The sequence below is a fragment of the Amycolatopsis sp. cg5 genome (assembly GCF_041346955.1).
Lineage (GTDB): Bacteria > Actinomycetota > Actinomycetes > Mycobacteriales > Pseudonocardiaceae > Amycolatopsis.
Map to the genome: position 1 here is coordinate 2,490,482 of NZ_CP166849.1, position 11,511 is coordinate 2,501,992.

The following is an 11,511-nucleotide window of genomic DNA, read 5'->3' on the forward strand; positions in this document are numbered from 1 at the left end:
ATCAGGGCATTCTTCCGCCCCATTCACTCGTCAGAGGGACAAGGTGGCACATCCCCGACCCCACTCGTAAAGTCGAACAAGTGAGCGAAACAAATCCTCTGCCACAGCCGCCCCGCCCGCCGCGGGGCGTGAATTCCCTGAACCTGTCCAAAATCGAACTGGGAGAAGTGATCCGTGAAACTCGAAAAGCGGCAGCGCAGGTGGAAGCGGTCCGGCTCGGTGCGGCCGTCCCGGTCGATGACGATCACGCCGAGGCGCCGGTGGCCGAGAGATTCGAGGTCGCACCGAGCCGATCGCCCGGCTAGCGCGGCGCGTCCCCGTCGTCGGTCCGGCGCAGCACCAGGCACAGGAATCCCCAGGTGTCGCGGTAGGTTCGCAGCCATTCGGTCCGATGCGCGGTGGCCACCGTGAGCGCCTCCCTGCCGTCCGGGTCGTCCTGGCGGTCGAGCGCCCATGAGGCGAGCGAGCCCGTCCAGGCCCACTCGTAGTCGTCCAGTTCCCGCCGGGTGCTGACATGCCCGCCGACGGGCGTCCAGCCATCGGCGACCACGCTGTCCATTGTGGACGCGAGATCGCCGAAGTCGCCGAGCATCTCGATGGCCTCGGCGCTGGGTTCGCGTTCCCAGAACCCGTCGCCGACCAGCACCCGTCCACCGGGAGCCAGGTGCTTCCGCGCCGCGGCCAAGGTGGGCAGCAGGCCACCGAAGACGTGCGCGGCGCCGACGCTCAGCACCACGTCGAAAGGCCGGTCCGAGGCGAACTCGGTCGCGTCCTGCCGATGCAGGGTGAGCCGGTCGTGCACGCCGAGCGCCTCGGCTGCCGCACGGGCATGCGCCAAGGCGGGTTCGGCGACGTCGACGCCGTCGGCGCGCAGGTCAGGCTCGGCGGCGAGGGCACGCAGCAGCCATTCCCCGCCACCGCAGCCGAGATCGAGCACGCGGTCACCCGGCCGCACGGCCCGGTCGAGCAGCGCGCGCACCGAATCGTCGGCGAGCGGGGCGGCGATCGGATGATCGGCATGGGCGATACGAGAGATGAGGTCACGATCCACGGCGCGCAGCCTACGGATTCCACGACAACGCGCACCCGGTTTTCCCGCCGGTGCTTGACAGCGCGGCATCCACCGCGACGATGGCCTCTGGCTCGAATCGCCCCCGCCGCCGACCGAAGGAGAAACGATGAACTGGACCTTGGAAGTCGTGGCCGTGCCGGTGTCCGATCTGGACCGCGCCAAGACCTTCTACGCGGACAAGCTCGGGTTCACCCTCGACCACGACACGAGGATGGGCGGTGACGACGGTTTCATCCAGCTGACCCCACCCGGCTCAGGCTGCTCGATCGTGCTGAGCAAGGGCATCGGCGGCATGGCGCCCGGCACCCTCAAGGGCGTCCAGCTCGTCGTCAACGACCTGCCCCGCGCCAGGGCCGAACTGATCGAGCGCGGCCTGGAACTCCCCGAGATCCAGGTCTTCACCCAAGAAGGCCCCCGCCCCATGCAGGAGGGCGACGACCTCAACAACGTCGGCTTCGTCTTCTTCGAGGACCCCGACGGCAACGGCTGGGCCATCCAGCACATCACCGCCCGCGCCTGAAAACCCCCACCGCAGCTTGAAAACTCCACAACGAACCCCACCCGGCCACCCACGACGCATAACCAGGCATCGCGTCGTCCATCTGCGTACGCGTGCCGTCCATCCAGGTACACGTGCCGTCCGCCTGGGCACGCGTGTCCTCCGGTGGCGTACAGGGATCGCAGCTCGGCTGCGGGCGGCAGGCCATTCGAGGCACCACCAGGATGACCCCGTCCCTGCCTGGTCGTGAGTGTTTAGACCGGTTAGAACCGGCCGTACCACTCACGACCCCGGCGACGCCCCCGGTTTGCCGCGGGCGAATGGAACCTCTGCTGCGTCAGATGCAGCAAAGGCTCCACTCGCCCGCCACGTTTGCCCTTCCGGCCAATAGCGCCCGGAAGGGCAAATGTGGCGGGCACTTTGTCGTCTCGCTGGTGAACTACACCCGATTTCGTGTCCACAATGGACGGCAGGCGCGAAATGTGGTCCTGTATGTCCTATTTGTGCGGTTTTGCTGGAGTCTGAGACGTGACGAAGGGGGCCCATGTCACGCTCAGCGTTACAAGGGTGGCCTTTGTGTGGTTCAGCCGCGCCCGAGCGTAAGACGCCACATTTGGCCTTCCGCTCAATAGAACCGGCCGTGCCACTCACGACCCCGCGCGGGCGTCACCGTGCGAGCGGCAGGGTCACCGTGAACGCGGCACCGCCCTCGGGAGCGGGGCCCGCGGTCAGCGTGCCGCCCATCCGGGTCACCAGCCCGTGGGCGAGCGCCAGCCCGATCCCGGAGCCGACCGGCCGCTTGCCCCGGTACTTCTTGTTGAGCACGCCTCGGTCGAAGGCCACCGGGTAGTCCTCGGCGGCGAGGCCGGGCCCGCCGTCCCGCACGGCGAGCCCGGCCTGCCCGTCGACGGTCAGCGCGAGCACGATCGGCGCACCGGCCGGCGTGACCCGCAGCGCGTTCTCCGCCAGCCCGTCGATGACCTGCCGCAGGCGTCTCGGGTCGGCGACGACGTGCACCGGGTGCGGTGGCACGAGCATTTCGAGGTGCACGTCCCGGGCGGCGCACCGCAGCCGCCAGACCTCGGCGCAGTCGGTGACGAGCGCGACCAGGTCGAGCCCGGTCAGGTCGAGCCGGAACTCGTCGGCGCCCAGCCGTGCCAGGTCCAGCAGATCGCTGACCAGGCGTTCCAGGCGCTGGGCCTCCCGCTGGATGGTGTCGCCTGCCCGGCGCGCGTCCTCGCCCTCGGCGACCCCGTCGGCGATGGCTTCGGCGAACCCGTTGACGGCCGTCAGCGGGGTGCGCAGTTCATGGGAGACCGAAAGCAGGAACTCGCGCTGCCGCGCTTCGCTGTAGTGCAACGCGTCGGCCAGCTCGTTGATCGAGGTCGCCACCTCGGCGACCTCGGCGGGACCTTCGATCGGCACGCGCAGGTCCCGCCGCCCGCCGCGCATGCCCGCCGCGACGGCGGCCGCGTGGCGTAGCGGGCGGGAAAGGAGCCTGCCCAGCACGAACCCGGCGAGCGCGGCGACCAGCAGGCCGATGCCGAGCGCGATCAGGATGTTCCTGATCAGCTTGCGCATGGCGACACCCTGCGCGTCCGTGGACTGGACGAGCGCGAAGGCCTCGCCGGTCCCGATCGACCGGGTCTCCACCAGGAACTGCGTGCCGTCGACCACCACCAGTTGCGACGAGTCGGCGGCCAGGCCCGCCTTCGCCGCGGCGCGGGTGGCGATCGGGTCGTTGCTGGCGGGCTTGCCGTTCGGGCGCTGGACGACGACCGTGATTCCTTGTCCGCGCACGACCTCCGTGATCCGGCCTTCACGGAACCGCGCGTTCGGGATGCCGCCGTCGAACTGGCTCGCGAGCACGTTCGCCTGCGCGGCCAGTGACTGCTGCTGCACGTCCCGGCCCGCCGAATTGACCAGCCTGGCCGCCACCAGCCCGGCGACGACCACGGCCACCCCGGCGACGGCGAGGCAGACCACGGTGATGCGCAACGCGAGTGAGGTGCGGCGGCGGGGCGTGGTCATCACTTGTCCGCCGAGTAGCCGATGCCGCGGACCGTCCTGATCGGACTGTGGTCGCCGAGTTTCGCCCGCAGCTGGGCGATGTGCACGTCGACCGTGCGGGTGCCCGCGGACGCGGCGTACCCCCACACGGAGCTCAGCAGCTGCTCGCGGCCGAACACCTGGCCTGGATGGCGGAGCAGATGCGCGAGCAGGTCGAACTCGGTCGAGGTGAGACCGATCTCGGCTTCACCGGCCCAGGCCCGGCGCTGGGTCAGGTCGACTCGGACGCCGCCGGCCGAGTAGACCTCGGACGGCGGCGCCGCGGCGGCGGCCCGCCGCAGCACGGTGCGGACCCGGACCGCGAGTTCGCGGGGGCTGAACGGTTTCGTCAGATAGTCGTCGGCGCCGATCTCCAAGCCCAGCAGGCGGTCCAGCTCGTCGTCGCGCGCGGTGACGAACAGCACCGGCGTCCAGTCGCCCGCCGCGCGCAACGCCTTGCAGATCTCCAGACCGTCCATTCCGGACAGTCCGATGTCGAGCACGATGGCGACCGGCTTCAGCCTGCGCACCGCGTCGAGCGCCGCCGCGCCGTCGGACTCGACGTGGACGCCGAACCCGTCGCGCTTCAGGTACATCGCGGCGAGTTCGGCGATGGCCGCCTCGTCCTCCACGACGAGGACCAGACCCCGTCCCTGCTGCTGCATGGCAGGCATCCTGCCAGCCGTGGTGTTCCCGTAGTCGGATCTAGCCGTCACCGGCCATGTCCGCGTCGATGCTGTCGAGCATGGCCTGGATGGCGCCCAGCTCACCCGGGGCCGTGGTCGTCTCCGTCGCCGGGCCGGAGGACGCCTCGTCCTGGCAGGCCGCGCATCCGAACACGGCCAGCAGGGTCACCGCCACCGCGGCGGCCGTGCGCCTCACTTCGTCGGCCCGGTGGCGGGCTTGCAGTGCGCCGCGGTGAAGTCGTCGAGCTTCTTCTTCGCGTCGGCGAGCTGCGGGAGCCGGTCGGAGCGCTTCTTGGCGCGCTCGTCGAGCTGGGTGGCGCGGTCGTTGTGGTTCTTGGCGCGCTGGTCCTGGGCACGGGCCTTGAGGTTGGCCACCGAGCCGCGGATCTCCGGGCCGCCGTTGATCCGCTCGGTCGCCTTGGTGGTGCGGGTGGTCAGCTTCGGGATCCAGGTGCCGCAGACCGCCTGGGACTCCTCGGGGCTGAGCGTGATCGGCGCGACCGGAGCCGGGGTGGTCTGTGCGGACGCGAGCGGCGCGATGGCCACCAGCCCGATCGCCACCCCGCTGCCCGCCAGCGCCAGCCTGCGCGTCCAGCTGGTCAGTTCCATCGTTGCTCCTCGAGTTCGGGTCACCGGCTCCGTGCCGGTATGCGAGAACTCTCGCCGCTACGTGTTCGAGCGGTGTGGGAGCAATGTTCGGGTTAGGTAAGGACTCCCGGGATCGTCACCGAGGTTCCGGCGAGGTCGAACGCAGGCTCGCTGGGCCGGTGTGGCAAGGCCGGGTCGAACAGCGACCCGTCCGTGCCGGCGAGGATCAGCCCGAGCTGGTGACCTGCGGGAATGACATGGTCGAGGGTGTTGAGCCGGAAGGTCATCGAGTACCAGCGGCCGGGCGTCAGCTGCTCGGCGCGCCACAGCGAGCGATGGTGCCCGATGTCGGCGGACCCGTTGGTGAGCAGCTGGTAGTCCACCGGCCCGGTGTCGGCCGCGGTGTCGAGGTAGCAGGCGCTGTCGGCCGGTGTGCTCGCTCCCCAGCAGGACCGGGTGGCCAGGTTCTTGATCCCGGAACCGACGCGCGCGGTCGCCTTCCCGTAGTCGACGAGTACGGCGCTCACGGTGGCCGAGGTCGCCGACGGGCGTACCCGCACGGTCACCGTGCCGGATCCCGAAAGCCGGGTGTCCGCTGCGAACCGGTCCGAGGTGAACAGGACACGGGACGGGGACGGTCCGGGGTTGGCGGCCCAGTCGTCCTCGGTGAGCGCCGGGTCGTCGACGATCGTCTTCTCGCCGGATCCCCGGCTGCCGGCCAGCCCGCCCTGCGCCTGTGGCCACCAGGTGCGCGGCCGTCCGCCTGCCGGCGGCCACTGAGCCTCGTCGACCCACTGGTCGGTTCGGTGCTCCAGGTGGATGCGTGGTTCGCGGTCGATGCCGTTGCGGACACCGAGCAGCCAGCGGTCCATCCACCGATGCAGCGTGGTCACGAACTCCGCGCGCTGGAGGTCGAACGGGTCCACGTGGGCCGCCTGGTGCAGCCAGGCCCTGCGCGGCACGTCCAGCCGGTTCAGCGCCTCCCACCACGGGCCGAACTGCAGCGGCCGCACGGCGGGGTCGTGCATACCCTGGATGGCGAACACGCTGGCCCGCACCTTGCCGGCGGCCGCGACGTAGTCGTTGGCCAGCCAGTACGGGTTGTAGCTGCCGTCGGTGCCCGCGAGCCGGTCCTGCTCGGCCTCGTACGGCTTGCACAACTCCTGGGCACGCGGGTTCAGCAGGCCGGGCGGGTCGCCGTCCGGCCAGCCGAGGTACGCGCCGTCCTGATTGCCGACGAGGTAGTAGGAGCTGACCCCGGCGATCGGCACGATGGTCTTGAGCCCGTCGATCCCGGTCGACGCCATCCCGATCGCCGCAGCGCCGTCCTGGGACTTGCCGATCGCGGCGACCGAGCCGTTCGCCCAGTCCGCGCGCACCCGCGAGCCGCCCTCGACCGCGCTGTATCCCGCGGCGCGGCCGTTCAGCCAGTCGATCACGCCGAGGCCGGAGGCGACATCGTCGAAGCAGCCACGGGAACGGTTGGTACCGCCGACGTCCACGAGCACGATCGCGTACCCGCGCGGGACGAAGTAGTTGTCGTAGAACTTTGCCCGGTGTTTCCTGAGCTGGGAGGGCTTCGAGGTCAAACAGGTCCTGACCTGCATCTTTGGTCGGATTGGGTCCGGTTGGGTCTGGTCCGGTCCGGACGTCTGACGGCCTGGAGACGGCCTGACGGCCTTGGCCTGCTCGGTCCAGAGAGTCAGTTGGTGGGGGCTGAACAGGGCGGTCTGGTTGGGGCTGATCTGGCGGCTGGGCATTGTCGTGGCTCCTTGGTGAGTCGGGCTACGAGGCTGTAGACCTGGTGGGCTCTCCGCCCCCGTCTTCCTCGCCCCTGCCCGCGTTAGCACCAGGCCGTCTGTGTCAAGAGTGAAGCTTGCTTCATCGCGTAGCGACGCCGTAGGCGCTCTTGATGCAGGCGGTCTGGTGTTAAACGATCTGCTGCGGGGAAGGCCCACCTTCTTTGACCCCGTCGCTCACATCCGCATGCCCGAATGTCGTCCTGACCTGTGCGGCTGCCGGGCAATTCCGCGGTGACCTCCTGCGGGCCGAGACACCCTCGGGCGAATCGCGTTGCGACCTGGTGCGGGCCCCTGAATACTCGACTGGCCCCCGGCGTTCCCCTCCCCCCTCGTGGACGCCGGGGGCTTTCCCATGCCGTGGGTACGGCGGCCCGATGTGGCCATGGTTGAGGACACGGCGGCGGCGCGCGTGCATTCGCCTGTGTCGGCGGGCTCGCCCGGCGGGGCGGCCGGAGCGGAGCGGGAGGCCGATCCCGCCATGGGGCGAAGTCCGCCGCACGCAAGGTGACCTGTGCGCGCCGCCGCAAGGCGGCGCCTTGATCCCATAGAGCCAAATTCGGCAGCAAGTTACCTAGACGTGGCCTGGTGAAGCTCGGTGACTTGAGTAACGGGGTAGCTGGTGGCCGGGTATGGAAGCATGGGGGCCATGGCTACCAACCTGCATGACCTCGTCGAGAAGCTCCCGAAGACGTTGGTGCTCTGGGACGTGGACCACACGCTGATTGAGAACGGCGGTGTGAGCAAAGATACGTACGCCTTGGCGTTCGAGTTGCTGACTGGGCGCTCAATTGAGATTCGACCGGTGACCGATGGACGCACCGACTTTCAGATCATGCGGGACATCCTGGAAGCCAACTCGGTTGATGCCAGCGGATACGTCGAGATCGCGCAGTTCGAAGGCGTGCTAACCAAGGCTATGGAGCGAAACGCGCCGGAGTTGCCAAAGCGAGGCCATATTCTTCCCGGAGTGCTGGACGCGCTGGCTGCGCTGAAATCGGCACCCAATGTCGTGCAGTCTGCTCTAACCGGAAATATCTTGCCGAATGCTCGGGCCAAGCTTGCGGCTTTCGATCTTGATTCTCGCGTCGATATGGAGGTGGGCGGATATGGATCAGATGACAAGGTGCGCTCAAACCTGGTGGATGCATCACGTCGGAAAGTGGCGGAAAAGTACGGCATCACGTTTGATCGGTCGTCAACAATTCTGATTGGCGACACACTGGAAGACGTCAAGGCCGGGCATGACGGAGACGCAAAGGTCATCGCCGTGGCGACGGGGATCTACTCGGTGGATCAGTTGAGCAAAGCTGGAGCCGACGTGACCTTGGCCGACTTGTCTAACTTGAGCCTGTTTCTAACTTCGCTCGCGAAGTTGCGCAACGATCAAAGCTAGCCGTTCTTCGCTTCCGCCTGGTCGATTCCGTATGCCTCTTCATTCCAGACAAGCTCAAAGCTCTTCATGTAGGTATCAAAGAAGTCTGCACCTGCCACCTTTCGCAGGTGCAGAATAGGCGCGATATATCCGTACGTACCATAGATGTGCTGATTGACCAACATCTGATCGTCGTATCGAAATATCGAGTTATACAAAGACGTCGCGTGCAACCGAAATTCAATCCCCTCTATTCCGACGAGCGGGCGATAGTAGGCGAGTGCCATCTTAATTCTGCCAGGAATGGCATCAAAAAGCCGTTCTTCCTTGCCTCGCAAAACCATCGCTTCCGTATCGGGGTCACCGAGCAGTATGCGGATCTTAACGCCGCTGCGCGCCTTCTTCTTGAGGATTTCGATCGCAGTAGGGTTATCCTCAGGAAGAAATAAACTGGCATTGGCAAATAGGTCAATAGATTCGGATGCACCACTAAGAAGGTCGAGCCATAGACTTTTCGGCGTATCCGACCGGTGTGGATAGAGCGCCACAAGCTCCCCCGGGACACCCCTCGGTCGCTCCTCGTCAACCGGCGGACTTGCCAACAGGGTCGTCGCTTGGCGGACTGGCGTCGGCGGCTCCGGGATGAACCCAATGCCGCCTGCGTGCTCCTCGAAAAGCTGCTGAACAGTCCAGTCTGGAAACATGCTTTCGAGGACTCGGCAATGATCCGAGTATGGCAACCTGGCTAGATCGCCAGATAACCAGCGATAGAATTGCGCTTTACTGGGCGCGCTCCCTTTCAGGTCTTTGTCGAGCCTAAGCGCCACTCGGTCGTATTCGCGCCTGAACGCACTGTGTGTATGCAGATGGCGCTGCTGAAGCAGCACTTTGAGCACGATTGGTCGGTCTTTCTCCGCCCCTGCCCGGTCGTCGGTCATGCCAACCATGATACCAGACTAGAGACAACTAGAGACAACTCGGGTCGAGGAAGATCCACACGAGACCGCCATGGGGCTGCGGCAAGACTGCTGTTTGGCCGAATCTAGTGGTGTGCCGCCAACAGGGGCGGACCCGAACAGAGGACCAACAACGACATGGCGATTTTCAAGGGTCACCGTTTCACGATTGAATTCGATGAGGCTTTTCCGCAAGGGCTTGTGATGGTCGGCGACGTGGCACCGGACAACGAGTATTTGTCGAACGAGGACAAGGCAAGGGGAAAGCAGGCTAAGCAGCGCATCGACGAGATCACAGGTAAGCGTCAGTGGAAGCTGACCGCGACCGATTTGGGCGAGACCAAGGCAAAGCGGGCCTCGTTCGAGATCACGCTGTTGGCTGATGTGCAGCCGGTGCCGACAACGTCGGAGGTGCTGCCGGGCATGCGCCCGATTGAGCTGGACGGACTCACGGCTGAACCCAAGGTCGCGGGCAACGGTGAGTTCAAGTACCAGGGTTACGCGTTCCGGGCCACCGGCTTCAAGGCTGCGGCTGCGGGTGGTGGCGCGAAGTCGACTCGGTCGGGTGCGGCTGAGTCCAAGGCAGCGTGACGGGCTTGGACTGGATGACGTTGCGATGGTGTCCAAAAAGGTAGTCCACGCATGGGAACGGGCGTATCGAGAGTACGGGGCTGTTTGGACGAGTCAGTCTCGGCTTTCGAGTGAGGCTGCGGCCCGGGAGATGGCAGAGGCTTCCCGGGCCGTGGCCTCGGCCTGGCGCGCTATTGCCGCAGATCCCGAAATTCCTTGGTGGACGCTCGCTGCCGTGGACTCTGCGGCCACAGCGTTTGAAGAGCAGGCGTGGCAGTGGGAGGCAAAGACAGGGATTGGCGGAGGGCGGGCAAATGGTCAGCATCAGGGTGACGCCGGGGCTGAATGCGATGGCGGGCATGCGCAACGTAGGTCGCGATCCGGCGGTGCTGGTGCTGACGCTGGATCCGGGAAGTCTGGTGATCGCGGCTCCGGGCGGTCCGGTGATGTGGCCGGAGTTCGTGCGTTTCCTTCACCAACTCCGCGACGGCGTTGACGAAATGATCGAAACATTCGACTTGGAAACCGAGAACAAGGAATAGGAATTATGGCGTTCAACGCGACGTGGAAACCAGGCGCGGACTCGGCTGCGGACATGCATCTGATAGGTCAGCATTTGGTGGCCCTGGTGATCTATCTGGACCCAGACAGCCTGGCTTTCACTCCGCCGAATGACGCACAGGAATGGCCGGAGTTCGCAAGGCTGATGCGGCAGATTCGTGACGGCGCGGACAAAGTCGCCGATTTCGTGGACCGGAACCAGGCGGCGGCGCTGTCGGAACAACGTGAGGAAGGGCACGCTGACGAATTGCCAGGGGTGACGACGTGAATGCGACGGGAGTCATTTTCGGTGAAGGCGTGCCCCTGCCGCTCGGGGAGCTGATCAGGCTCTCGCGCGAGGGTTTTCCCCTGTCGCTGCGAGAGGCGGCAAAACGTATGGATATGTCACCGGCGACGTTGGCACAGATCGAGTCCGGGCGGCGGCCGGTGAAGGGAATCGTGACGATGGTGCGCCTGGCGGATGGGCTGGGTTTGCCGCGTACGCAGGTTTTCGAGTGGGCGGTGGCGGACCTGGAAGACGCACGGGAACGCGGCGCGCTATGACCTCGTCACTGGCGCGGAATGAGAAAGAACAGTCGGGAAAGGGAGGTCGGGTGATGGATTCGCGGATCGTGCCGGGTGGGCGTCCTGCGCAGGTGTGGCGTGGAGCGACGATCCCGGATGTGGAGACCTGCGCGTTTATCAAGGGTATTCGGGAGCATCGGCAATTGTCGGTGGAGGAGGTGTGCAGGCTGTCCGGTATCGCCTCGCAATCGTTGCTGCGCTTCGAAAGCGGGGCCCGTGCGATGCGGTCACTGGACGCGGTGGCGGCACTGGCTGACGTGCTCGACGTGAGCCGTTCGGTGCTGGCGCTGATGGTGCTGCGGGACTTGGAGCTGAAGCGGGGAGGGTGGGAATGATGCGGGCCCACACGCCGATCTCTGGCCCGGACTGCGGGCAGGACGCGTTGCGGTGGGCTGCGGTGTCCTCGCTGCCGATGCCGGACACGCGGGTGATCGGCGGGTGGATCCGCTGGGTCCGGGCGGTGCAGCACATGACAGGTAAGCAACTGGCGGCGCGGGCGCGATGCTCGGAAAACCTGCTGTACAAGATCGAGCGGTCGGAGCAGCCGTTGATGTCGGTGGAGCTCGCGGTGCGGCTGGCTGACGTGCTGTGCGTGCCCCGGGAGTTGCTGGTGGTCCGCGCGGTCATGGACTTCCGCTATGAGCAGCCGCGTTACGAGAACGGGGGTCCGTTCACCGCCTTCTGACCTCCATGTTGGAAAACAAGTGAAGACCGATAAAAGTCCGCACGTGGGGACGCGTGTTCAACAAACGCGTCCTTACGTGCCCAAAATTGTCCCTATTAAACGCAGAA

General features: G+C 66.3%; 16 protein-coding genes. 9 read left to right on the top strand and 7 right to left on the bottom strand.

The window, feature by feature from the left end; all coding sequences use genetic code 11:
* Positions 1-80 precede the first annotated feature (80 nt).
* Positions 81-305 carry a hypothetical protein gene (locus AB5J62_RS11335; RefSeq protein WP_370948161.1) on the top strand — a complete coding sequence of 75 codons (225 nt, stop codon included), beginning with the start codon at positions 81-83 and terminating at the stop codon, positions 303-305.
* Here the strand turns inward: AB5J62_RS11335 and AB5J62_RS11340 are convergent.
* Positions 302-1,051, bottom strand: coding sequence for a cyclopropane-fatty-acyl-phospholipid synthase family protein (locus AB5J62_RS11340; protein WP_370948162.1), 750 nt, complete (start codon positions 1,049-1,051; stop codon positions 302-304). The genes AB5J62_RS11335 and AB5J62_RS11340 overlap by 4 nt on opposite strands.
* A gap of 127 nt (positions 1,052-1,178) precedes the next feature.
* On the opposite strand from AB5J62_RS11340, the gene AB5J62_RS11345 reads away from it, so the two are divergent.
* A complete protein-coding gene (locus tag AB5J62_RS11345; protein ID WP_370948163.1) occupies positions 1,179-1,592 on the top strand; it encodes a VOC family protein in 414 nt (137 codons plus the stop codon).
* 645 nt (positions 1,593-2,237) lie between these two features.
* On the opposite strand, the gene AB5J62_RS11350 is transcribed toward AB5J62_RS11345, so the two are convergent.
* The 5 genes from AB5J62_RS11350 to AB5J62_RS11370 form a co-directional block, all read right to left on the bottom strand.
* Complete coding sequence (locus AB5J62_RS11350; RefSeq protein WP_370948164.1) at positions 2,238-3,602, bottom strand: sensor histidine kinase; 1,365 nt, start codon at positions 3,600-3,602, stop codon at positions 2,238-2,240.
* The gene (locus AB5J62_RS11355) at positions 3,602-4,285 is read right to left on the bottom strand and encodes a response regulator (protein WP_370948165.1); all 684 of its coding nucleotides are present in this window, start codon (positions 4,283-4,285) and stop codon (positions 3,602-3,604) included. Before AB5J62_RS11355 ends, AB5J62_RS11350 begins: the two co-directional genes overlap by 1 nt.
* 40 nt (positions 4,286-4,325) lie before the next feature.
* On the bottom strand, positions 4,326-4,502 hold the full coding sequence (locus AB5J62_RS11360; RefSeq protein WP_370948166.1) for a hypothetical protein: 177 nt from the start codon (positions 4,500-4,502) through the stop codon (positions 4,326-4,328).
* Complete coding sequence (locus tag AB5J62_RS11365; RefSeq protein ID WP_370948167.1) at positions 4,499-4,915, bottom strand: hypothetical protein; 417 nt, start codon at positions 4,913-4,915, stop codon at positions 4,499-4,501. Before AB5J62_RS11365 ends, AB5J62_RS11360 begins: the two co-directional genes overlap by 4 nt.
* A gap of 92 nt (positions 4,916-5,007) precedes the next feature.
* Positions 5,008-6,483, bottom strand: coding sequence for a CocE/NonD family hydrolase C-terminal non-catalytic domain-containing protein (locus AB5J62_RS11370; RefSeq protein ID WP_370948168.1), 1,476 nt, complete (start codon positions 6,481-6,483; stop codon positions 5,008-5,010).
* Positions 6,484-7,342: 859 nt separating this feature from the next.
* Here AB5J62_RS11370 and AB5J62_RS11375 point away from each other — a divergent pair.
* On the top strand, positions 7,343-8,089 hold the full coding sequence (locus AB5J62_RS11375) for a haloacid dehalogenase-like hydrolase (RefSeq protein WP_370948169.1): 747 nt from the start codon (positions 7,343-7,345) through the stop codon (positions 8,087-8,089).
* On the opposite strand, the gene AB5J62_RS11380 is transcribed toward AB5J62_RS11375, so the two are convergent.
* Positions 8,086-9,006, bottom strand: a complete 921-nt coding sequence (locus AB5J62_RS11380) for a hypothetical protein (protein ID WP_370948170.1) — start codon at positions 9,004-9,006, stop codon at positions 8,086-8,088. The two genes, AB5J62_RS11375 and AB5J62_RS11380, sit on opposite strands and share 4 nt — an antisense overlap.
* 156 nt (positions 9,007-9,162) lie before the next feature.
* Between AB5J62_RS11380 and AB5J62_RS11385 the strand changes: the two genes are divergently transcribed.
* The 6 genes from AB5J62_RS11385 to AB5J62_RS11410 all read left to right on the top strand — a co-directional run bounded on the left by AB5J62_RS11385 (position 9,163) and on the right by AB5J62_RS11410 (position 11,404).
* Positions 9,163-9,615 carry a hypothetical protein gene (locus tag AB5J62_RS11385; protein ID WP_370948171.1) on the top strand — a complete coding sequence of 151 codons (453 nt, stop codon included), beginning with the start codon at positions 9,163-9,165 and terminating at the stop codon, positions 9,613-9,615.
* Positions 9,616-9,908: 293 nt separating this feature from the next.
* Complete coding sequence (locus AB5J62_RS11390) at positions 9,909-10,136, top strand: hypothetical protein (RefSeq protein WP_370948172.1); 228 nt, start codon at positions 9,909-9,911, stop codon at positions 10,134-10,136.
* 5 nt (positions 10,137-10,141) lie between these two features.
* The gene (locus AB5J62_RS11395; protein ID WP_370948173.1) at positions 10,142-10,423 is read left to right on the top strand and encodes a hypothetical protein; all 282 of its coding nucleotides are present in this window, start codon (positions 10,142-10,144) and stop codon (positions 10,421-10,423) included.
* Complete coding sequence (locus tag AB5J62_RS11400; protein WP_370948174.1) at positions 10,420-10,698, top strand: helix-turn-helix domain-containing protein; 279 nt, start codon at positions 10,420-10,422, stop codon at positions 10,696-10,698. Before AB5J62_RS11395 ends, AB5J62_RS11400 begins: the two co-directional genes overlap by 4 nt.
* A 53-nt stretch (positions 10,699-10,751) precedes the next feature.
* Positions 10,752-11,054: a helix-turn-helix domain-containing protein gene (locus tag AB5J62_RS11405; protein ID WP_370948175.1), complete on the top strand. Its 303-nt coding sequence runs from the start codon at positions 10,752-10,754 to the stop codon at positions 11,052-11,054.
* On the top strand, positions 11,051-11,404 hold the full coding sequence (locus AB5J62_RS11410) for a helix-turn-helix domain-containing protein (RefSeq protein ID WP_370948176.1): 354 nt from the start codon (positions 11,051-11,053) through the stop codon (positions 11,402-11,404). Before AB5J62_RS11405 ends, AB5J62_RS11410 begins: the two co-directional genes overlap by 4 nt.
* The last annotated feature ends 107 nt before the right edge of the window (positions 11,405-11,511 follow it).